The sequence below is a fragment of the Rathayibacter sp. AY1E8 genome, assembly GCF_002931415.1.
In the GTDB taxonomy this organism is placed as follows: Bacteria; Actinomycetota; Actinomycetes; order Actinomycetales; family Microbacteriaceae; genus Rathayibacter.
On sequence record NZ_PSVI01000057.1, the window covers coordinates 1 to 21,386 of the forward strand.

Here is a 21,386-nt window from a genome sequence, read left to right on the forward strand (position 1 = left end):
CTGCGCCAATCGCCCGTTGCTCCGTGCGGAGCGCCTCGTTCGGTGAACGATCGAGGTGGATACGGGATTCGAACCCGTGTATACGGCTTTGCAGGCCGCTGCCTCGCCTCTCGGCCAATCCACCGTGTACGGGATTCGGTGTCGGCGGCCCGAGGGCCGACCAGGTGGGAGGCACCCGAGGGTGCCGTCCCGATGACGCCGGTCCGAAGACCGGTGTTCGAGCGGATGACGAGATTCGAACTCGCGACCCTCACCTTGGCAAGGTGATGCGCTACCGCTGCGCCACATCCGCATGTAGGTCGTACTGGTGTTGCCGTTTTGCGTGTCTTGCTGTCTGTCCGGCGCTTTCGCTGCCCGGCTCGACCTAGAAGAATGTATACGACAGCGGCGCCGGAATCCAAATCGAGCGGACGCCGATCCCGCCGCTCGGAGTCCGATCCGCGTCTTTCCGCGCGAAACCGGCTCGTCGCCGTCCGTTCACCCGGGCGTGGCGGGCGTCGGCGGTGCATCCGGGCCCCGCGGATCCGCTACGATCGTCTCTCGGGTCGTCCAGCACGTCCCCCTGGGCGATTGGCGCAGTTGGTAGCGCGCTTCCTTCACACGGAAGAGGTCATCGGTTCGAGTCCGGTATCGCCCACCCTCACCCCCGGTCCGTGCTCACGCACTCGGCCGGGGGTTCTCTCGTCCCGCCGCGGTCGTCCTCCGGCCTCGCAGCGCCCAGTCGAAGGAGCCGACCCGCGATGATGGGCCGCTCGCACGCCGTCTCCGGTGCGCTCGCCTGGGCCGTCGCCGCCTCCGTGCCCGCCGTCGCCGGGCCCCTCGGCCTCGCGGGTCTCCCGCTCGACCTCCGACTGGTCGGCCTCGGAGTCGCCGCCGGCTGGGCCCTGGTGCCCGACGCGGACCACGCGAGCGCGACCGTCTCCCGCTCGGCGCCGGCCGCCTCCCTGCTCACCGCGACCGCGGGCCGGATCAGCGGAGGGCACCGGCACGGGATGCACTCGCTGCTCGCGGTCGCCGTCGTCTGGTACCTGGTGCCGGTGCTCACGGCGCTGCGCTTCCCGGTGCCGGTCGTCGGTCCCGTCGCCGTGGCCGCCGTGCTCACGCTGCCCGCCCTCGCGTTCGCCGCGAAGGCCGTCCGGGCCGCCCCCTCCTGGCGCATCGCCTGGGCCGGGGCGACGGTCGTCACGGTCCTGCTCGTCGCGCTCGCCGACGGCACCTGGGCGTGGCTCCGGGTCGCCGCGACGCTGGGCTACCTCGTGCACGTGGCCGGCGACGCCCTCACGACCGGCGGGATCAACTGGCTGTGGCCGCTGCGCGTGCGCCTGCCGCGGCGCCTGCGCCGGACACCGCTGCGCCACGTCTGGACCACCGGCGGCTACGCCGCGCTGCCCGTCCTGGGCTCCGCCGGGTCCTGGCGCGAGACGGTCCTCTACTGGCTCATGTCCGCGGCGACGATCGTGCTCACCGCCTCGATGATCACGGCCGAGCTGCGGTAGCCCGGGGCGCCCTCCTCAGAAGACCTTCCCCGGGTTCATGATCCCCAGCGGGTCGAACACGGCCTTGATCCCGCGCTGGAGCGCCAGCGAGTCCTCGCCCAGCTCCTCCGCCAGCCAGCGCCGCTTGAGCAGTCCCACGCCGTGCTCGCCCGTGAGCGTGCCGCCGAGGGCCAGGGCCGTGCGGAAGAGCTCCGCGGCGGCGTCCCAGACGTCCTCCCCCACGGGTCCGTCCCCCGCGGGCAGCACGAAGTTCGGATGGAGGTTCCCGTCCCCCGCGTGGGCGACGGTGGGGATGCTGAGCCCCGTCCGCTCCTCGATGCCGCGGATCGCCGCGAACATCGCCGGCAGCGCCGAGCGGGGCACGCAGACGTCCTCGATCAGCACCCGGCCCTCCGCCTCGAGCGCCGGGTGGAATGCCCGGCGGACGGCCAGCAGAGCCTCGCCCTCGGCCGGGTCCTCGGTCGCCTCGGCGGCGCCCCCGGAGGCGGTCACGATCTCGAGGACGCGCTGCGACTCCTCCGCCGCTCCTCCGCCGTCCGTCTGGGCGAGGAGGTAGGCGGCACCGCGGTCCAGGGCCGCTCCGGTGTAGCGCGAGATCGCGGCGAGCGCCGCCTCGTCCATCAGCTCCATCACCGCGGGACGGAGCCGCGCGGCGGTGATCGCAGCGGAGGCGGCGGCCGCGGCGACGACGCTCGGGAAGTACGCGCCGACCGTGACCACGCGCCCGGTCGGGATCGGGCGGAGCTTCACGGTGGCCTCCACGATGACGCCCAGCGTCCCCTCGGAGCCGGTCAGGAGCGCGGTGAGGTCGTACCCGGTGACTCCCTTCACGCTGCGGCGGCCGGTGCGGAGCAGGCGTCCGTCGGGGAGGACGACCGTCAACCCGAGCACCGCCTCGCGGGTCACGCCGTACTTGGCGCACAGCAGCCCCCCGGCGTTCGTCGCGATGTTGCCGCCGATGCTCGAGATCGCGCGGCTCGCGGGGTCGGGCGAGAAGACGAGGCCGTGCGGAGCGACGGCGTCCGACAGCGCCTGATTGATGACCCCGGGCTCGACCACCGCCAGCTCGTCCTCGAGCGACACCTCGAGGATGCGGTCCATGGCGGCGGTCGAGAGGACGAGCGCTCCCCCGCTCGCCACTCCCCCGGCAGCGAGGCCCGTTCCCGCTCCGCGCGGCACGACCGGGAGCCGGTGCTCCGTCGCTATGCGCAGCGCCGCCTGCACGTCCTCGACCGAGCGGGCAGCGACGAGCGCGAGCGCGCGACCCGGTGCGGAGAAGCCCGACTTGTCGGTGTGCACGGCCTCGAACCCGGGGCCCTCGGTCAGGACCGCGTCTCCGAGCGCGTCGCGCAGCTGTCGGAGGATCTCGTGGTCGTGCATGGTTCACTCCGTGCGGTCGCGGGCGGGTCCTGCCGATCCTTCCACGGGCGCGGGGCAGGATGGCGGGATGACCGGAGAGACGCGATGGCCGCGGTGACGAGCGCGGGGATCCTGCTGCACCGCGAGGGCCCCTCCGGCACCGAGGTGTTCCTCGGGCGGATGGGCGGCCCCTTCTGGACCCGGCGCCCCCGCGCGTGGACGATCCCGAAGGGCGTGCACACGGGCGACGAGACGCCGTTGGACGCCGCGCGCCGCGAGTTCGAGGAGGAGACCGGCGCTCCTCCGCCCGTCGGGGAGCTGACCCTCCTCGGCGCGTTCCGGCAGAGCGCGGCCAAGACCGTCACCGTCTTCGCCGGGCGCGGACACGCGGACACCGCCTTCGTCGCGAGCAACACCTTCGAGCTGGAGTGGCCGCGGGGCTCCGGCGTGCTGCGCAGCTTCCCCGAGCTGGAGGACGCCCGGTGGCACCCGCTCGACGAGGCCCGCTCGCTGGTGGTGGCCGGGCAGGTCGCCGCCCTCGACGCGCTGGCCGAACTGCTGGCGGATCCGGACGGCGGGGACCGGGCCGGCACCGCCCCCTAGTCCGCGGTCGCGTAGACCCGCAGGCCCAGCGGCACGATCCGCACCACGGCCTCGTCGAATCCGTCGCGGGAGCCGTCGAAGCGCTCGGTCTCGCCGTCGTGCGCCCACTCGGGGTCGTCCCCCGCGGGCCGGCGCGCGCCGACGGTGATCTCCGGCGTCGAGAACGACTCCACCACCGGTGCCCGCCAGCCGGGCACACGGCCGACCACCGGGGTCGCCGTACGGCCGAGCAGGAGCGAGAACGCTCCCCGGGTGCGAGGAGTCCGTCCTGAGTGCAGGATGCGCACGTCGAGGTGGCCGTCGTCGAGCCGACGCCGGGCGAGCGGGGCGGCCGTGCGCGGGTGCTCCTGGTTCACCCCGACGAAGTACGACCAGACGAGCTGCGTGCGCCCGTCGCGCCGGAGCTCGAACGGATCGGTGCGCCGCACGACCGAGAGGGCCGCGATCACGGCGGCGAGCGGCTTCCCGATCCGCTTCTCGCGCTTCTCGCGGGCCGCGACGAACTCCGGGTAGACGCCGATCGAGACCGTGTTGAGCACCGTGACCGGGTCTCCCCCGTCCGCGACGACCTCGGCCACGTCGACATCGCGGCGCTCGCCGATCGTCGCCGCGTCGAGCGCGTCCTGGACGGTGAGCAGCCCCAGCGCCTTCGCGAAGTGGTTCATGGTCCCGCCCGGCAGCACGAGCAGCGTCATCCCCTCGGCGCGGGCGAGAGCGGCACCGACCGACATGGTCCCGTCCCCGCCGTAGATCCCGAGCACCCGGGGCGGAGAGTCCCCCGAGCGCGCCTCGCGCACCACGTCGGCGAGGTCCTCTCCCTCGGTCAGCCGGTGCACGCGCGCCTTCGGGAACCGGGCTCGGACCAGCGGCTCCGGATCGGGGCGGTGCGAGTCCCGGCCCGCGCCGGGGTTGAGGACCACGAGGAGGGCGGCGCCGTCCCCCAGCGGGCTGCGGTCGACGGGGGGACGGGTCGCGCGCTCCGAGACGGGCACGTGGCGCGGCTCGGCCGGCAGGACGGCTCGGCCGACGACCGCGACCGCCGCGCCGAGCGCCGCGCCGCCGAGGACGTCCGAGAGCCAGTGGACGCCGACGTGCAGGCGGGAGAAGGCCACGGCGGCGGCGAGCGGGGCGACCGCCGCCCCCACTCGGGGCGACTCGAGCGCGACCCCGGCGGCGAAGGCGGCGGCGCTCGCCGCGTGCCCCGAGGGGAAGGACGCCGACGTCGGCACCGTCGCCAGGCGCCGGCCGACCGGGACGTCGACGAGGAGCGGCCGGTCGCCGCCGAACACGCGCTTGCCGACCAGGTTCGCGAGCGCGCTGGCCGCGGCGAGCGAGGCGGTCCCCCGCAGAGCCTCGCGGGGACGGCCCGCCAGGAGCAGCAGAACGCCGACGCCGGCCCAGAGGACTCCGTGGTCCGCGGCCCGGGAGAGCCCCACGAGCGCCCCGTCGACGACGGTCGACGGGCGACGGGCGTTCAGCCGCCGGGCCGCACGAGCGTCCGCCCGGCGCACGACGCGCGGGACGGTGACGAGTCGGCGGAGCAGGACGGACGGGGGTCGGGTTCCGCGGAGGGCCATGCGCTCAGCGTAGGAGGAGGCGCCTCCGCGGTCCCTGGACCGGTCGACGGCGCGCTACACCTCGCCGAAGCCCGACTCGACCAGATCGCCGAGCCGGCCGACCGCCTCGTGGGCCTGCGGCCCCGACGCCGAGAGGACGACCTCGTCCCCGCGGTCGAGCCCCAGCGACATCACGCCGAGCAGGCTCGTGGCGTCCTTGCCGTTCGCGTCGATCCGGGCGTCGAAGGTGGCGGCGAGCGTGACGAAGTCGGCCGCGGGACGAGCGTGCAGGCCGTTCGGGTTGATGAGGCGGACGCGGCGCTGCACGCGCTCGTCACCGGGCGAGGCCTCCTCGGCGGGAGCAGCGAGCGCCTCGCCCCGGGCCGACTCCGCGGCGGCGAGCACCTCGTCCAGCGACGCCCCCGTGCCCGCGGCGACGGCGGCCGCGACCGCCCCCTCCACCAGCGGGGCGTCGGCGATCCGGACCCGGGCGCGCGCGTCGTCGTCGAGGAACTCGACCGCGGTCTCCGCCGTCATGATCGCCGAGCCGAGGTCGCAGAGGACGACGACCCCCTCGCCGGAGTCCGCTTCCGCCAGGGCCGCCGTGATGCGGTCGAAGCTGGTGCCGATGCCGCCGTCGTCCGTCCCGCCCGCGGCGACCAGCGCGACCGAGGCCGCCATCTGCTCCGCGAGCTCGACCAGCCCCTCCGCCAGCTGCGCGCTGTGCGAGACCAGGACCAGCCCGACGCTCACGCCGCCGCCTCGGCTGCTGCGCGGAGCAGGAGAACGGTCGACACGCTGCCGGGATCACGGTGCCCGATGGCGCGCTCGCCGAGGTAGCTGGCGCGTCCCTTGCGGGCGACCAGCGGGTCCGTCGACTCCGCTCCCCTCTGCGCCGCCTCCGCCGCCGCGGCGAGGACGTCGGCCGGAGCCGCTCCCTCCTCGGCGGCGGCCGCGGCCGCGTCGACCGCCGGCGTCCACGCGTCCACCATCGTCTTGTCGCCCACCTCGGCCTTGCCGCGGAGCACGATGCCGTCCCTCGCCGCGGCCAGGAGCGCTGCGACGTCCGCACCCTCGAGCGCGTCCTCGCCCGCGACCGCGGCGGAGGCCTTCAGGAACGCCGTGCCGAACAGCGGGCCCGAGGCGCCGCCGACGGTGGAGATGAGCGTCGTCGCGACCAGCTTGAGCACGTCCGCCGGGAGCCCCTGCTTCGGCGCCCCGTCCAGCTTCGCGACCACGGCCTGGAAGCCGCGGTCCATGTTCTCGCCGTGGTCCCCGTCGCCGATCGCCCGGTCGAGCGTGATCAGCTCGACCCGGTGCTCCGCGATCGACTCGGCGGCGCGGCGGATCCACGCCGTCGCCCACGCCGCGTCGAGCCCGGCTCCCTGTGCGTCCTGCATGGTCGTCTCCTCCTCGTGGGCCGCTCCTGCGGCTGTCGTTCCGGTCATGGTGTGCGCGCGGGCGCTCAGCGTCCCCACCGCAGCGCCGCGGTCTGCACCGGGGAGTCCCACAGCTCGGTCAGGGCGTCGTCGAGCTTGAGGACGGTGAGCGAGAAGCCCTGCATCTCGAGCGACGTCGTGTAGTTGCCGACGAGGCCGCGTGCGACGGTGATCCCCTTCTCGGCCAGCGCCTCGGCTGCGCGGCGGTAGGCGAGGTACAGCTCGATCTGCGGCGAGCCGCCCATGCCGTTCACCAGGAGCAACACCTCGTCCCCGGAGGAGAACGGCAGGTCCTCCAGGATCGGGCCGAGGATCCGGTCGACGATGCGGTCGGCCGGCTCCAGCGCGATCTTCTCCCGGCCGGGCTCGCCGTGGATGCCGATGCCGATCTCGATCTCGTCCTCGCCCAGCTCGAAGCTCGGCTCGCCCGCGTGCGGGACGATGCACGGCGTGAGGGCGACGCCCATCGAGCGCACGTTCGCGATCACCGTCTCGGCGATCGTCGCGACCTCGTCGAGGGAGTCGCCCCGCTCGGCCGCGGCGCCCGCGATCCGCTCGACCAGCACGGTGCCGGCCACGCCGCGGCGGCCCGCGGTGTAGAGCGAGTCCTTCACCGCGACGTCGTCGTCGACGATCACGCTGCGCACCTCGATCCCCTCGGCGCCGGCGAGGTCGGCCGCGGTCTCGAAGTTCAGGACGTCGCCCGTGTAGTTCTTCACGATGTGCAGCACACCCGCACCGCCGTCGACGGCCTGCGTGGCCGCGACGATCGGGTCGGGCGTGGGCGAGGTGAAGACGGGACCGGGGACGGCGGCGTCCAGCATCCCGAATCCGACGAAGCCCGCGTGCAGCGGCTCGTGCCCGCTGCCGCCTCCGCTGACGATGCCCACCTTGCCCGAGCGGGGCGCGTCGGCCCGCACTACGAACAGGGGATCCGACACCACCCGGACCAGGTCGGCGTGCGCCAGGCCGAAGCCGGCCACCGACTCCGTGACGACGTTCTTCGGGTCGTTGATGAGCTTCTTCATCGAGGTCTCCTCCAGGATCGGGCCACCACTCGGGCGTCCCGTGACCTGCGGGCGATCCGGCGCGTGGTGGATCGCCGCCCGCACCGTCGCGGACAGCAGCCCCACGTTACGCCCTGCGCTCGCGCCTACGGCAGCGGGACGACGGCGCGCTGCGTCTCGCGGACCCACTCCTCGAGCTTGGCCGTGGCGGCCCCGGAGTCGACGGCCTCCGCCGCGCGGTCCATCGACGTCCGCAGGCGCTCCAGGACGGGCGTGCGCACCAGGTCCGGGTCGCGCGCCAGGTCGAACGCCGCGAGGCCCGCGGCCGCGTTCAGAAGGACGATGTCGCGGACGGGGCCGCCGTCTCCCCCGAGCACCGATCGCACCACGCTCGCGTTGTAGGCGGCGTCGCGGCCGCGCAGCTCGTCGATCCGCGCGCGGGGCAGGCCCAGGTCGCGCGGGTCGAGGTCGTGCTCGACCATGGAGCCGCGCGACACCTCCCAGATGTGGCTGTGACCCGTGGTCGTGAGCTCGTCGAGGCCGTCGTCCCCGCGGAACACCAGAGCCGTCGCCCCGCGCGTCCGGAACACGCCGACGACCAGCGGCACCCGGTCGAGGTGCGCCACCCCGACCGCAGAGGCCTCGGGACGCGCCGGATTGCAGAGCGGGCCGAGGAAGTTGAACACCGTCGGCACGCCCAGCTCGGCGCGCACCGGACCGGCGTGCCGGAAGCCGGGGTGGAAGAGGGACGCGAAGACGAAGGCGATCCCCGTCCGCCGGAACACCTCGGCCACCCGCTCGGGGGAGAGGGAGAGGTCGACCCCGAGTGCCGCGAGCACGTCGGAGGAGCCGGAGGAGGAGGACGCGGCCTTGTTCCCGTGCTTCACGACGGGCGTGCCGGCGGCGGCCGCGATGATCGACGCGGTGGAGGAGATGTTGACGGTCCCGAAGCGGTCCCCGCCCGTCCCGACGATGTCCAGGGCCATCGGGTCCACGTCCAGCGGCACCGCGTGGTCGAGGATCGCGTCGCGGAAGCCGACGATCTCGTCGACGGTCTCGCCCTTCGCCCGGAGGGCCACCAGCAGTCCGGCGAGCTGCGCCGGAGTCGCCGCGCCCTCCATCACCTGCTCCATGGCCCACGTCGCCTCGGAGACGCTCAGATCGGAGGACTCGAGGAGTGCGCTGAGAACGTGCGGCCAGGACAGGGTTTCCGACATGGCTCCCAGATTATGCGACGAGGATCGCCTCCCGGCTAGTGCGACTTCCCTCCCCTGCCATCGGCCATAATGGTCTGTGTGACGAGCACCTCTCTCTCCCCCACGGCCACCGCGCCCGTAGTGAACCGACCCAACCCGGTCGCGGTCGGAACGATCGTCTGGCTGGGCAGCGAGGTCATGTTCTTCGCGGGCCTCTTCGCGATCTACTTCACCCTGCGCAGCACCTCTCCCGAGCTCTGGGGCGCCGAGACCCAGATCCTCAACGTCCCCTACGCGGGCGTGAACACGGTGATCCTCGTGGCCTCGTCGTTCAGCTGCCAGTTCGGCGTGTTCGCCGCCGAGCGGCTGCAGCCGCGTGCGACGGGCCTCAGCCCGTTCAAGTGGGGCATGGTCGAGTGGTTCTTCCTCACCTACGCCCTGGGCGCGGTCTTCGTCTCCGGCCAGGTGCTCGAGTACGCGACCCTCGTCTCCGAGGGCGTCACGCTCTCCAGCAACGCCTACGGCTCCGCCTTCTACCTGACGACCGGCTTCCACGCCCTGCACGTCACCGGCGGCCTCATCGCGTTCCTCCTCGTCATCGGCCGCGGCTTCGCGGTCAAGAACTTCGGCCACAAGGAGGCGACGAGCGCCATCGTCGTCTCGTACTACTGGCACTTCGTCGACGTCGTCTGGGTCGGCCTGTTCGCCGTCATCTACTTCCTCAAGTGACGCGCCCGCCGATGCCCCACTCCACTCCCGACCCCCGCAGGAAGGACGCCTCGATGGCCTCCCCGAAGACGAAGAGCCGAGCCAAGAAGGGTCGCCGCCACCCGCTCGCCACCCTGGCCCTGATCGCCATCGGCCTCGGGCTCACCGGCGGGACCTACGCCGCGGTCGGCGTCGCGACGTCCGCCTCCGCGGAGACGTCGTCCACCAGCCAGCAGACGATCGACGAGGGCTCGAAGCTCTTCGCCGCGAACTGCGCCACCTGCCACGGCCTCGACGCCGCGGGCACCGACAACGCGCCCTCCCTCATCGGAGTGGGCGCGGCGTCGGTCGACTTCCAGGTCGGCACCGGCCGCATGCCGATGCAGATGCACGGCCCCCAGGCGCTCGAGAAGCCGGTGCAGTTCACCGACGAGCAGGTCGGCGAGCTCGCCGCCTACGTCGCGTCGCTGGCCCCCGGCCCCGCGATCCCCGAGGGCGAGGTCCTCGACGGACAGGGCGACGCGGCGAACGGCGCCGAGCTGTTCCGCATCAACTGCGCCATGTGCCACAACGTGGCCGGAGCCGGCGGCGCGCTCACCGAGGGCAAGTTCGCCCCCCCGCTGGGCGGCGTGACCGAGGCCCACATCTACGAGGCGATGGTCACCGGCCCGCAGAACATGCCGGTCTTCAACGACCTGAACATCTCGCCCGAGGACAAGCGCGACATCATCTCGTACCTCAAGTACATCGAGGCCAACCCGTCCCCGGGCGGATTCGCGCTCGGCTCCCTCGGGCCGGTCGCAGAGGGCATGTTCCTCTGGATCTTCGGCCTCGGCGCGATCGTGGCCCTGACGGTGTGGATCACCGCCCGATCCAACTAGACGACTGCAGCGCCCTGACGGGCGCGACTGACCCACGGCACCGACTGGTGCCGACACGGCGTGAAAAGGAGAACCATGGCAGAGCACGATGAGGGTGGCACGGACCTCGCCACCTCGTCGGCCACCGGGCACGGAACGGCTCCGGCCGGCACCGCGGTCGTGACGCGGGACCGCGTCCAGGACCCGGGCCTCCCGCCGCACCGCCCCCGGATGACCGACCTCGACCCCAAGGTCGAGAAGCGTGCCGAGCGCACGGTGTACACGCTCTTCTACCTCTCCTTCGCGGGCTCGATCTTCGCGGTCGCCGCCTACATGGCGTTCCCGATCACCGAGGACGTCGCGTCGGTCCGGCTGAACACGCTGTTCATCGGCCTGGGCATGTCCCTCGCGCTCCTGGGCATCGGCATCGCCGCCGTCCACTGGGGCAAGCAGCTGATGTCGGACCACGAGGGCATCGACATCCGCCACCCCGTCCGCAGCGCGGAGCCCACCCGCGCCCGTGCGCTCGAGATCTTCGACCAGTCCGACAAGGAGTCCGGCTTCGGCCGCCGCTCCCTCGTCCGGAACAGCCTGATCGCCTCCCTCGTCGTGTTCCCCCTGCCCGCCGTGATCCTGTTCCGGGGCCTCGGCCCGCAGGACCAGAACCCCGTCGCCCTCCTCAAGACCACCCTGTGGGAAGAGGGCACGAGGCTCACCCTGGACCCGTCGGGAGCGCCGATCCTCGCATCGGACGTCACCCTCGGATCCGCCTTCCACGTCATCCCCGAGGGCCTCAACGACGCCGAGGGCAAGCTGGAGGAGAAGGCCAAGGCCGCCGTCCTCCTGATGCGCCTGAAGCCGGAGGACCTCATCGTCAGTGAGGGTCGCGAGACCTGGAACTACGACGGAATCGTCGCCTACTCCAAGATCTGCACGCACGTCGGCTGCCCTGTGGCGCTGTACGAGCAGCAGACCCACCACCTGCTGTGCCCGTGCCACCAGTCGCAATTCGACATCACGCGCGAGGCCGCCGTCATCTTCGGCCCGGCGAAGCGTCCGCTTCCGCAGCTCCCCATCACCGTCGACGCCGAGGGTTACCTGGTCGCCAGAAGCGACTTCACGGAGCCCGTCGGACCGTCCTTCTGGGAGCGATGACTCACATGTCCACCACCACCCCCTCACGCCCCTCCAGCTCCCCCGCGGAGCCCGAGGACGGCGTCATCCTCGGATCCGGCAAGTTCCAGAAGGGGTACGTCGGAGCGGCGTCGAACTACATCGACGAGCGCACGAGCATCTCCGCGGTCGTCAAGGAGTTCGGTCGCAAGATCTTCCCCGACCACTGGTCCTTCCTCCTCGGCGAGGTCGCGCTCTACAGCTTCGTCATCATCCTGCTGTCGGGCACGTTCCTCACCTTCTTCTTCCAGGCCTCGATGGTCGAGACGCACTACGAGGGCAGCTACCTGCCCCTCAAGGGCATCGAGATGTCGGCGGCGATGTCGTCCTCGCTCGACATCTCCTTCGACATCCGCGGCGGCCTGCTGATGCGGCAGATCCACCACTGGGCGGCGCTGCTGTTCGTGGCCTCGATCGGCCTGCACATGCTGCGCATCTTCTTCACCGGTGCGTTCCGCAAGCCCCGCGAGCTCAACTGGGTCATCGGCTTCGTCCTCTTCATCCTCGCGATGGCCGAGGGCTTCACCGGCTACTCGCTCCCCGACGACCTGCTCTCGGGCAATGGCCTCCGCATCATCGACGGCATGGTCAAGGGCATCCCGATCGTCGGCACCTGGATCTCGTTCCTGCTCTTCGGCGGCGAGTTCCCGGGCACCGACATCGTCGGCCGCCTCTACACGCTGCACATCCTGCTGCTGCCGGCGCTGGTGCTCGCGTTCATCGCCCTGCACCTCGTGTTCGTGGTCGTCCACAAGCACACCCAGTTCCCCGGTGCGGGCAAGACCGAGCAGAACGTCGTCGGCTACCCGGTGCTGCCGGTCTACGCCGCGAAGGCCGGTGGATTCTTCTTCATCGTCTTCGGCGTCGTCGTCCTCATCGCCTCGCTGTTCACGATCAACCCGATCTGGAACTACGGCCCGTACGACCCCTCGCCCGTCTCCGCGGGAACCCAGCCCGACTGGTACATCGGCTTCGCCGACGGCGCCCTGCGCCTCGTCCCGCCGGGACTCGAGTGGGCCATCCCGGGCATCGGAACCCTGTCGTTCAACATCCTGATCCCGCTCGTCGGTCTCGGACTGTTCATCGCCGTGGTCATGCTCTACCCGTTCCTCGAGGCGTGGATCACCGGTGACAAGCGCGAGCACCACCTGCTCGACCGCCCGCGCAACGCCGCGACCCGCACCGCGATCGGCGCCGCCGGAGTCAGCTTCTACGCCGTCCTCTGGGCCGCCGCCTCGTCCGACCTCATCGCGACGCACTTCCATCTCACGATGGAGGGCGTGATCCACAGCCTGCAGTTCCTGCTCATCGCGGGTCCGTTCATCGCGTACTTCATCACCAAGCGCATCTGCCTGGCGCTGCAGAAGAAGGACCGCGAGATCGCGCTGCACGGCTTCGAGTCGGGACGTATCGTCCGCCTCCCCGGCGGCGAGTTCATCGAGGTGCACCAGCAGCTCGACGAGTACGAGCGCTGGAAGCTCGTCGGTCAGGACGAGTACGAGCCCCTGATGATCCGCCCGGACTCGCGTGGCCGCATCACCGCCCCGCAGCGCGTCCGCGCCGGCCTCTCCCGCTGGTTCTTCGAGGACCGGATCACTCCCGTCACCCAGAAGGAGCTCGAGAGCTCGCACAGCGAGCACTGATCCTCCCCCGAAGGGCCCGGACGTTCATTCGTCCGGGCCCTTCGTCGTTCCCGCAGCGGGGCGGCGCCTGTCCTCCGGCGCGGTGGAGGTCGGCGGTGGACCGAGAGCCGGTGAGACCGGATCACAGCGCCTCGACGGCGACAAGCCGGCAGGAAGGTGGGGCGATACTCCGGACCTCGAGACCTCCGCTCCGCGGATCACGAGATGCCATCTGACCGCCGAGCTGGAGACGTCCGCCTCCCTCGGATCACCGAGTGATCCAGCCTGTCTGCATGGTCGCAGTGTCGTCGTCCGATGAGCTCCCCGTCCCCGTCCACGTCGAGACACTCGGCATCGGTTCGAGGGCACCCATTCTCAGCAGGCCTGTCAGGACTGCCCTCCCCCGCTCACGGCCGAGCCCTCTGTGATCGGCGACGGCGACGCTCGCCGGTGAGACAGAGGAGGCGACCTCCGGGCCTCGACGACCGTAGCTGCAGCGGCGTCTCAGGCTCCTTGTCCTCGCACCGACCGGCACGACCCGCTAGACGTACCGAGGAACTCTAAGAGCCGCAGGGGCGCCCGCGGTTCCGCCGGGGTGCGGGCTCCGCTGGGGTCGGAACGGTGTGCAGGAGTCCGTAGGGCGGCGCAGGCGCCAGAACAGGCGCGGCAGGCCCAGTACAGCCGCAGGCGCAGCAGTATCCGCGACCGTAGCGGGCCACACCACCGTCGGCACACCCACAAGCGCACAGAAGAGCCGCCACAGGCGTAGCCCGCTTACCCGCGACCGGAGCAGGAGCCGTTGCAGCGCAGACCCGTAGGGGTGATGACGCGGGCCGACGCTCCTGCTCGGCGCCGCCCGCTGCACTCCCCTGCGAGCATCCACGTCGCGGGCCGCCGGGATGTGCCCAGACGAGTTCCTCCGCGCAGGACGCCTCGGTGTCCCGCCAGCAGGACACCGCGAGAGTTCCAGCTCACCTCGTCATCCCTCACTGAGCGGCCCCGGCCCTCACCGGGAGGTCCCTGCTCTCACCGGGAGGCTCGATCCGCCACCGATCGGCGAATGACGCCCCTGCACGCAGCCGAACGGCCGAGCCGACCGGGCCCCGACCGCGCATCGCTTCCTCCTGGATAAGCGAAAAGGCCGGGTGCACGGAGCCCAAGCCCTCGTGCACCCGGCCCTCGGCCGTGCGATGCGCCCTAGCGGGCGAAGTACCCGCGGTAGTACTCGTACACCCAGCCGGCGATGGCGACCAGGAAGAGTCCGACGGCGATGTAGGTGATCCAGAACCCCACGGCCAGGCCGAGGAATCCGAGGGCCGCGGAACCGCCCAGGATCAGCGGCCACCAGCTCCACGGGCTGAAGAAGCCCAGCTCGGGGTCTCCGTCATCGATGTCCGCATCGAGGCGGTCCTCGGGGAGCTCGGCACCCTGCGCCTTGTGGACGCGGCCGACGTAGAACGCGATGAACGCGCCCAGCACGGCCGAGAGGCCGATGCCGACGGTGCCGACCCACTCCACCTGGCCCGTGTCGAGCAGCGACCACACGATGTACGTGATGTCGGCGAGGAGGAAGAAGCCCGCGAGGAGCCAGAAGAGATTGACGTTGGCGCGCATGGCCCTACTTCACCGTGCCTTCGGACTTGTCGTACGTGGGGGCGTCCGGAGCGTCCTTCGCCGGACCGATTCCGACGGGGATGCCGGCCTCGGGGTGGTTGAGGTCGAACGCCGGGGCCTCGCTGCGGATGCGCGGGATCGAGGTGAAGTTGTGGCGGGGCGGCGGGCACGAGGTGGCCCACTCGAGCGACCGGGAGAAGCCCCACGGGTCGTTCACCGTCACCTTGGGCGCCTTGCGGGCCGTGATGTACACGTTCAGGAAGAACGGGATCAGCGACACCGCGAGGATCATCGCTCCGACCGTCGACACCTGGTTCATCCAGGTGAAGCCGTCCTCGGGCAGGTAGCTGGCGTAGCGGCGCGGCATGCCGACGACGCCCAGCCAGTGCTGGATGAGGAAGGTGGTGTGGAAGCCGATGAACAGCAGCCAGAAGTGCCACTTGCCCAGCGTCTCGTTCAGCATCTTGCCGGTCCACTTGGGCCACCAGAAGTAGAAGCCCGAGAACATCGCGAAGACGACGGTTCCGAACACGACGTAGTGGAAGTGCGCCACCACGAAGTACGAGTCCGAGACGTGGAAGTCGAGCGGGGGCGACGCGAGGATCACGCCGGTGAGTCCACCGAAGGTGAAGGTGATCAGGAAGCCGATCGCCCAGATCATCGGGGTCTCGAAGGTCACCGATCCGCGCCACATGGTGCCGACCCAGTTGAAGATCTTCACGCCGGTCGGAACCGCGATGAGCATGGTCATCAGCGAGAAGAACGGCAGCAGGACCGATCCGGTGACGTACATGTGGTGCGCCCACACAGTCACGGAGAGGGCGGCGATCGCGATGGTCGCGTAGATCAGCGTCTTGTAGCCGAAGATCGGCTTGCGGCTGAAGACCGGGAAGACCTCGGACACGATGCCGAAGAACGGCAGCGCGATGATGTACACCTCGGGGTGGCCGAAGAACCAGAACAGGTGCTGCCAGAGCAGGACACCGCCGTTGGCCGCATCGTAGATGTGGGCGTCGAACACCCGGTCGGCGCCGAGGGCGAACATCGCGGCGGCGAGCACCGGGAACGCGAGCAGCACGAGGATCGACGTCACCAGGATGTTCCAGGTGAAGATCGGCATGCGGAACATCGTCATGCCGGGAGCGCGCATCGTGATGATCGTCGTGATGAAGTTCACCGCGCCGAGGATCGTGCCGAAGCCCGAGAGCGCGAGGCCGAAGACCCAGAGATTGCCGCCGAGCCCTGGTGAGAACGTCGTGCTCGACAGTGGCGCGTACGCGAACCAGCCGAAGGACGCCGCACCCTGCGGGGTGACGAATCCGGCGACCGCGATGAGCGAGCCGAAGCTGTAGAGCCAGTACGCGAAGGCGTTGAGGCGGGGGAACGCGACGTCGGGGGCGCCGATCTGCAGCGGCATCAGGACGTTGGCGAAGCCGGCGAAGAGCGGCGTCGCGAACATCAGCAGCATGATCGTGCCGTGCATCGTGAACAGCTGGTTGTACTGCTCGCGCGTCTCGACCACGTTCAGGCCGGGCTCGAACAGCTGGGCGCGGATGACGAGTGCCATCACGCCGGCGATGCAGAAGTAGATGAACGACGTGATCAGGTACATGTACCCGATGACCTTGTGGTCGGTCGACGTCATCCAGCGGACGAGGACGTTCGCCTTGCGCTGGACCGGCGGAGTGCCGGCGGTGCGCGTCGGGCGGGGTGCCGTGGCGGTGCTCATGCTCCCTTACTCCTCGTTCTCGCGGGCCGGCGCGCCGGTTCCGGGAAGGTTCGAATTGCGGTTGTACTCGGCGCCGAGCTGACCGGTCTGGCCCGCGTCGCGCAGCGACTGGATGTAGTCGTCGTACTCGCCCTGCGAGACGACCTTGACGTTGAAGAGCATCGCGGAGTGGTACTCGCCGCAGAGCTCGGCGCACTTGCCCGCGTAGGTCCCCTCCTTGAGAGGCGTGACGTACATGTAGTTCGTCTTGCCGGGGATCATGTCCTTCTTGTAGAGGAAGTCGACGACCCAGAAGGAGTGGATCACGTCGCGCGCGTCGAGCTGGATCTTGATCTTCTGTCCGACGGGCAGGTAGAGCGTGGGGATCTCGGACTCGACGAGCGAGCCGGCGGCGTCTCCGCCCTCCTGGTACTGGCCCTGGATGCCGGCGGAATAGACGTCCTCGTCGACGTAGTTGAAGTCCCACGCCCACTGCTTGCCGTACACCTGGATGGTCTCGTCCGGGTCGTCGTAGGGCTGCTCGATGGCGGCCTGGTCGCGCGCGGTGAAGGCGAAGAAGCCGATCACGAGGATCAGCGGCACGATCGTGTAGAAGATCTCGATCGGCATGTTGTAGCGCAGCTGGACCGGCAGGCCGGTCTGCCCCTTGCGACGGCGGTAGACGACCACCGCCCAGATGGTGAGACCCCACGTGACGACGCCGACGGCGAGCAGGACGATCCAGGAGGTGACCCAGAGTCCGATGACGCGGTCGACGTGGTTCGTCGTGCCGGGTTCGGTGGGGAGCCAGCCCTGGAGCTGCTCTTGCGTGCAGCCCGCGAGGACGAGGGCGAGGGCTCCTGCGACGGGGGCAGCGACCCATCTGCGGATTCGGCGATTGAAGCGCACCGGTGACCTTTCGGAAGACTGGGGACCAGTTCACACGAAACTGTATTAGACCGGCTCCAGCCTACCCTTCCGCTCCGGCGGCCCGGTGCACGACGACCCGCTCTTGACGTCCCGGTCGAGTGGTGCAGTCATGACGAACGGCGCCCGACGGGCCACCGGAGTGGACTGTCGGACGCCGTTCGGAGGCGCTGCGGCCCGGGGCCGCCCGGCGTCAGTGGAAGCTGTCGCCGCAGGCGCAGCTGCCGCCCGCGTTGGGGTTGTCGATGGTGAAGCCCTGCTTCTGGATGGTGTCCTCGAAGTCGATCGAGGCGCCGTCGAGGTAGGGGACGCTCATCTTGTCGACGACGAGGCCGACGCCCTCGAACTCCACCGCGGCGTCGCCGTCGAGGGTGCGCTCGTCGAAGTAGAGCTGGTAGATGAGGCCGGAGCATCCGCCGGGCTGCACCGCGACGCGCAGGCGCAGGTCGTCGCGGCCCTCCTGCTCGAGCAGGCTCTTGACCTTGGCGGCGGCGGTCGGGGTCATCGAGACGCCGTGGGCCGCGCTGGGCGGGGTGGCGAGGGGGGTCGCCGTCTGGTCGGTCAGTGTGTCTGACATGTCACTCCTCAGGGGACGGGCGGAACGGTCGTCGTGCCTTCCGGGATTCTACGGCTGCAACCCGGGTGGTCACCCGGGTATTCCACGACCGGTGGTCAGTCGCGGTGAGCGGCGGCGCGGAGCAGGAACAGCGCCTCGGTCTGCGCGGCGCGCTTGAAGACGCCCAGGTGCAGCGACTCGTTGGGGCTGTGCGCGCGCGAGTCGGGGTCCTCGACACCGGTGACGAGGATCTGCGCCTCGGGGAACTCGCGCACGAGGTCGGCGATGAACGGGATGCTCCCGCCGATCCCGGTCTCGAGAGGCTCGCGTCCCCAGGCGTCCGCCATCGCGCCCTTCACCAGGTCCACGGCCCAGCCGGTCGCGTCGACCAGGAACGGACTGCCGGTGTCGACGTCCTCGATCGCGAGGTGGGCGCCGAACGGGGAGTTCGCCCGGAGGTGGCTCTCGATGGCGGCGAACGCCTCCTCCGCGTCCTGGCCGGGGGCGATGCGGGCGCTGATCTTCACGCGCACGGACGGGACGAGGGTGTTGGAGGCGTCGACGACGCTGGGCGCGTCGATCCCGGTGACCGTGACGGCCGGCTTCGACCACAGGCGCGAGAGGATCGCGCCGGTGCCGATCGGCGAGACCCCGTCGAGCAGCCCGGAGTCGCGGCGGAGGTCCTCCTCGGTCGTCTCGGGCACCGCTCCGTCGTGCTCGGTGAGGCCGGCGACGGCGACCGAGCCGTCCTCGTTCCAGAGCGTCGCGAGCAGGCGGACCGCCGCGAGCATCGCGTCCGGGACCGCTCCGCCGAGCATGCCCGAGTGCGAGGCGTGCGCGAGAGTGCTGACGGTGAGGGTGAAGGTGACGTTGCCGCGCAGGCCCACCGTCAGCGCGGGGGTGTCGACGTCCCAGTTGTCGCTGTCGGCGACGATGATCGCATCCGCGCGGAGGGCGTCGTGGTGCTCGCGGAGGAAGGTGGGGAACGAGCGCGACCCGAACTCCTCCTCCCCCTCGATGAAGAGGACGAGCCCGAGGTCGTGGTCCTCGCCCGCGACCTCGCGGAGTGCGCGCACCGCGGCGAGGTGGGACACGACTCCCGCCTTGTCGTCGGCGGCACCGCGCCCGTACAGGCGGTCGCCGCGCACGGTCGGCTCGAACGGAGGCGTCTCCCACGCCGACTCGGCGCCCTGCGGCTGCACGTCGTGGTGGGCGTAGAGGAGGACGGTCGGCGCTCCGTTGCGGGCGGCGCGGGTGGCCAGGACGGCAGGCTGGCCGAGCACGTCGGTGCCGTCGATCGTGGCGCTGTGGATCGCGACGTTGTCGAAGACGCCCGTCTCGCGCGCGAGCTCGGCGATCGCCTCGGCGCTGGCGGCCACGCGGGTGGCGTCGAAGCCGTCCCACGAGACGGACGGGATCCGCACGAGCTGCCCGAGCTGGGCGAGCGAGCGCGGCAGATCGTCGCGGACGGCGGCGAGGACGGCCTCCTCGTCGGAGGAGAGTGCGGGCGGAGTCGGAGCGTCGTGAGCCATGGAGGTAATCTTAAGAGACCCCCGATTCCAAGGACGTTCCCCGTGGCCAAGCACCCGATCGCAACCGACACGCCCGACGACGCCGGCTCGCCCGGCTCCGGGAAGGGCCGGCCGACGCCGACCCGGCGCGAGCAGGAGCTGGCCCGCAAGCGTCCGCTGGTCGTCACCGACCGCAAGCAGGCCGCCCGCGACGCCCGCGAGAAGGCCGCCGTGTCACGCGAGCAGGCCCGCATCGGCCTGGCCGCCGGTGACCAGCGCTACCTGCCGCTGCGCGACAAGGGTCCTCAGCGCAAGTTCGTGCGCGACTGGGTCGACGCACGCTTCAGCCTCGGCGAGTTCCTCATCCCGGTGATGGTCGTCGTCCTGCTGCTGAGCTTCTTCCCGCAGCCGGAGCTGCAGTACGCGACGCTGGTCATCCTCTGGGTGTTCTTCCTCCTCGCGGTGATCGACTGCATCCTCCTCGGCATGCGGATGCGCCGGAAGCTCGCCGAGCGCTACGGCGCCGACAAGGTCGAGAAGGGCATCCGCTGGTACGCCGCGATGCGCGCCCTCCAGCTGCGCGTCATGCGCCTGCCGAAGCCCCAGGTCAAGCGCCGCGCCTTCCCCGAGTAGTCGGACGGCGGACCACGAATGGCCCCTGCGGTCGCGCCTCGCGCGGCTCCGGGGGCCCTTCGTGGTGCACGGCGGGTCAGGAGGCGCGGGCCAGTCCCCGGTTGATGTCCCGAGCCCACAGGGGCCCGCGGTAGATGAAGGCGGTGTAGCCCTGGACGAGGGTGGCGCCCGCGTCGAGGCGCTCGCGCACGTCCTCGGCCGTCTCGACTCCTCCGACGGAGATCACGCAGAAGGCCGCGGGGACGGCGCCGCGGATCACGCGGAGCACCTCGAGCGAGCGCGCGGCCAGCGGGGCACCGGAGAGGCCGCCGGCGCCGGCCGCCTCGACCACGGCGCGGTCGGTCGAGAGGCCCTCCCGGGAGAGCGTCGTGTTGGTCGCGATGATCCCGTCCAGACCCAGGCGGACGGCGAGCTCGGCGACCCGGCCGACCTCGTCGTCGGAGAGGTCGGGGGCGATCTTGACCAGCAGAGGCGTCGTCTCGGCGGCGTCCTTGACGGCCGCGAGGAGCGGCTCGAGGCGGTCGATCTCCTGCAGGCCGCGGAGCCCGGGGGTGTTCGGCGAGCTGACGTTCACGACGAGGTAGTCGGCGAGCGGCGCGAGCAGGCGCGTGCTGATCAGGTAGTCCTCGATCGCGTCGTCCACCTCGACCACCCGGCTCTTGCCGATGTTCACGCCGATCACGGGGCGGCGGCGCGCGCTGCGCAGCCGGATCAGCCGTTGCGCCGCAGCCTCGGCGCCGTGATTGTTGAAGCCCATCCTGTTGACGACGGCGCGGTCCGCGATCAGCCGGAAGAGGCGCGGCCGGTCGTTGCCCGGCTGCGCCCGAGCGGTCAGGGTCCCGACCTCGACGTGTCCGAAGCCGAGCGCGCCGAAGCCCAGGACCGCGGTGGCGTCCTTGTCGAAGCCGGCCGCGACGCCGAACGGGGTCTCGAAGCGGAGGCCGAGCGTCTCGACCGCGGGCGTTCCGCGCGGGACGGTGGTCCGGCGCAGGACCGGAGCGAGGGCTCCGAGGGCCCGGATCACCGGGAAGCTCAGGTGGTGCGCCCGCTCCGGGTCGAGGCGGCGCAGGACTGTGCGGAACAGGAGCGGGTACACCCGGGCCTCAGATCTCGTCGGCGCTGTGGGGCACGGAGGTGCGCTCGGCGCGGAGCAGGGTGATCGCAGACTCGAAGTCGTCCAGCGAATCGAACGCCTGGTAGACGCTCGCGAAGCGGAGGTAGGCCACCTCGTCGAGCTCGCGCAGCGGCGGCAGGATGGCGAGGCCGATGTCGTTCGCGTCGATCTGCGAGGCGCCCGTGGAGCGGATGCTCTCCTCCACCCGCTGCGCGAGCACGGCCAGATCGGTGTCGGTGACGGGCCGGCCCTGGCAGGCCTTCCGGACGCCGCTGACGATCTTCTCGCGGCTGAACGGCTCCAC

General features: G+C 71.3%; 20 protein-coding genes and 3 tRNA genes. 8 read left to right on the forward strand and 15 right to left on the reverse strand.

Annotation, left to right across the window (positions count from 1 at the left end):
• Positions 1-53: 53 nt before the first annotated feature.
• Positions 54-124 (reverse strand) — tRNA-Cys (locus C5C74_RS14160).
• A gap of 96 nt (positions 125-220) precedes the next feature.
• A tRNA-Gly gene (locus tag C5C74_RS14165) sits at positions 221-292 on the reverse strand.
• A 272-nt stretch (positions 293-564) separates the two neighbouring features.
• Here C5C74_RS14165 and C5C74_RS14170 point away from each other — a divergent pair.
• Together C5C74_RS14170 and C5C74_RS14175 are read left to right on the forward strand one after the other, a co-directional pair.
• Positions 565-637, forward strand: a tRNA-Val gene (locus C5C74_RS14170).
• A gap of 103 nt (positions 638-740) precedes the next feature.
• A complete protein-coding gene (locus tag C5C74_RS14175; protein ID WP_104351764.1) occupies positions 741-1,496 on the forward strand; it encodes a metal-dependent hydrolase in 756 nt (251 codons plus the stop codon).
• 15 nt (positions 1,497-1,511) lie between these two features.
• Here the strand turns inward: C5C74_RS14175 and C5C74_RS14180 are convergent, their stop codons facing one another.
• Complete coding sequence (locus C5C74_RS14180) at positions 1,512-2,876, reverse strand: FAD-binding oxidoreductase (RefSeq protein ID WP_104351765.1); 1,365 nt, start codon at positions 2,874-2,876, stop codon at positions 1,512-1,514.
• Between the two features lie 84 nt (positions 2,877-2,960).
• Here C5C74_RS14180 and C5C74_RS14185 point away from each other — a divergent pair, with 84 nt between their 5' ends.
• Positions 2,961-3,458, forward strand: coding sequence for an NUDIX domain-containing protein (locus C5C74_RS14185; protein ID WP_104246759.1), 498 nt, complete (start codon positions 2,961-2,963; stop codon positions 3,456-3,458).
• Here C5C74_RS14185 and C5C74_RS14190 read toward each other — a convergent pair.
• From C5C74_RS14190 to trpD, 5 genes are all read right to left on the reverse strand, one after another.
• Positions 3,455-5,035, reverse strand: a complete 1,581-nt coding sequence (locus C5C74_RS14190; protein ID WP_104351766.1) for a bifunctional phosphatase PAP2/diacylglycerol kinase family protein — start codon at positions 5,033-5,035, stop codon at positions 3,455-3,457. The genes C5C74_RS14185 and C5C74_RS14190 overlap by 4 nt on opposite strands.
• 54 nt (positions 5,036-5,089) lie before the next feature.
• Complete coding sequence (gene dhaM / locus C5C74_RS14195) at positions 5,090-5,767, reverse strand: dihydroxyacetone kinase phosphoryl donor subunit DhaM (protein ID WP_104225354.1); 678 nt, start codon at positions 5,765-5,767, stop codon at positions 5,090-5,092.
• Positions 5,764-6,414: a dihydroxyacetone kinase subunit DhaL gene (gene dhaL / locus C5C74_RS14200; protein ID WP_104225355.1), complete on the reverse strand. Its 651-nt coding sequence runs from the start codon at positions 6,412-6,414 to the stop codon at positions 5,764-5,766. The genes dhaM and dhaL overlap by 4 nt, the downstream gene beginning before the upstream one ends.
• A 65-nt stretch (positions 6,415-6,479) precedes the next feature.
• On the reverse strand, positions 6,480-7,481 hold the full coding sequence (gene dhaK / locus C5C74_RS14205; RefSeq protein WP_104225356.1) for a dihydroxyacetone kinase subunit DhaK: 1,002 nt from the start codon (positions 7,479-7,481) through the stop codon (positions 6,480-6,482).
• A 125-nt stretch (positions 7,482-7,606) separates the two neighbouring features.
• Positions 7,607-8,677, reverse strand: coding sequence for an anthranilate phosphoribosyltransferase (gene trpD, locus C5C74_RS14210; RefSeq protein WP_104351767.1), 1,071 nt, complete (start codon positions 8,675-8,677; stop codon positions 7,607-7,609).
• Positions 8,678-8,746: 69 nt separating this feature from the next.
• Between trpD and C5C74_RS14215 the strand changes: the two genes are divergently transcribed.
• The 4 genes from C5C74_RS14215 to C5C74_RS14230 all read left to right on the forward strand — a co-directional run bounded on the left by C5C74_RS14215 (position 8,747) and on the right by C5C74_RS14230 (position 13,040).
• Positions 8,747-9,385 carry a heme-copper oxidase subunit III gene (locus C5C74_RS14215; RefSeq protein ID WP_104224647.1) on the forward strand — a complete coding sequence of 213 codons (639 nt, stop codon included), beginning with the start codon at positions 8,747-8,749 and terminating at the stop codon, positions 9,383-9,385.
• 53 nt (positions 9,386-9,438) lie between these two features.
• Entirely contained in the window at positions 9,439-10,245 is an 807-nt protein-coding gene (locus tag C5C74_RS14220) for a c-type cytochrome (protein WP_104351768.1), read from the forward strand.
• Positions 10,246-10,320: 75 nt separating this feature from the next.
• On the forward strand, positions 10,321-11,379 hold the full coding sequence (locus tag C5C74_RS14225; RefSeq protein ID WP_104225358.1) for a ubiquinol-cytochrome c reductase iron-sulfur subunit: 1,059 nt from the start codon (positions 10,321-10,323) through the stop codon (positions 11,377-11,379).
• A 5-nt stretch (positions 11,380-11,384) separates the two neighbouring features.
• Positions 11,385-13,040, forward strand: a complete 1,656-nt coding sequence (locus C5C74_RS14230; protein WP_104224650.1) for a ubiquinol-cytochrome c reductase cytochrome b subunit — start codon at positions 11,385-11,387, stop codon at positions 13,038-13,040.
• A gap of 1,176 nt (positions 13,041-14,216) precedes the next feature.
• On the opposite strand, the gene C5C74_RS14240 is transcribed toward C5C74_RS14230, so the two are convergent.
• From C5C74_RS14240 to C5C74_RS14260, 5 genes are all read right to left on the reverse strand, one after another.
• Positions 14,217-14,633 carry a cytochrome c oxidase subunit 4 gene (locus C5C74_RS14240; RefSeq protein WP_104224651.1) on the reverse strand — a complete coding sequence of 139 codons (417 nt, stop codon included), beginning with the start codon at positions 14,631-14,633 and terminating at the stop codon, positions 14,217-14,219.
• A 4-nt stretch (positions 14,634-14,637) separates the two neighbouring features.
• On the reverse strand, positions 14,638-16,362 hold the full coding sequence (gene ctaD / locus C5C74_RS14245; protein ID WP_104224652.1) for a cytochrome c oxidase subunit I: 1,725 nt from the start codon (positions 16,360-16,362) through the stop codon (positions 14,638-14,640).
• A gap of 6 nt (positions 16,363-16,368) precedes the next feature.
• A complete protein-coding gene (gene coxB, locus C5C74_RS14250) occupies positions 16,369-17,250 on the reverse strand; it encodes a cytochrome c oxidase subunit II (RefSeq protein ID WP_104224653.1) in 882 nt (293 codons plus the stop codon).
• 211 nt (positions 17,251-17,461) lie between these two features.
• On the reverse strand, positions 17,462-17,845 hold the full coding sequence (erpA, locus tag C5C74_RS14255) for an iron-sulfur cluster insertion protein ErpA (RefSeq protein ID WP_104224654.1): 384 nt from the start codon (positions 17,843-17,845) through the stop codon (positions 17,462-17,464).
• Between the two features lie 95 nt (positions 17,846-17,940).
• The gene (locus C5C74_RS14260) at positions 17,941-19,356 is read right to left on the reverse strand and encodes a dipeptidase (protein ID WP_104324733.1); all 1,416 of its coding nucleotides are present in this window, start codon (positions 19,354-19,356) and stop codon (positions 17,941-17,943) included.
• A 42-nt stretch (positions 19,357-19,398) separates the two neighbouring features.
• On the opposite strand from C5C74_RS14260, the gene C5C74_RS14265 reads away from it, so the two are divergent.
• Positions 19,399-19,968, forward strand: coding sequence for a DUF3043 domain-containing protein (locus C5C74_RS14265; RefSeq protein WP_181027102.1), 570 nt, complete (start codon positions 19,399-19,401; stop codon positions 19,966-19,968).
• Positions 19,969-20,044: 76 nt separating this feature from the next.
• On the opposite strand, the gene C5C74_RS14270 is transcribed toward C5C74_RS14265, so the two are convergent.
• Both C5C74_RS14270 and C5C74_RS14275 read right to left on the reverse strand, forming a co-directional pair.
• Positions 20,045-21,064: a quinone-dependent dihydroorotate dehydrogenase gene (locus tag C5C74_RS14270; RefSeq protein ID WP_104324734.1), complete on the reverse strand. Its 1,020-nt coding sequence runs from the start codon at positions 21,062-21,064 to the stop codon at positions 20,045-20,047.
• 7 nt (positions 21,065-21,071) lie between these two features.
• Positions 21,072-21,386, reverse strand: a 315-nt coding sequence (locus C5C74_RS14275; protein WP_258064184.1) for an ATP cone domain-containing protein, incomplete at its 5' end; no start/stop codon positions are given.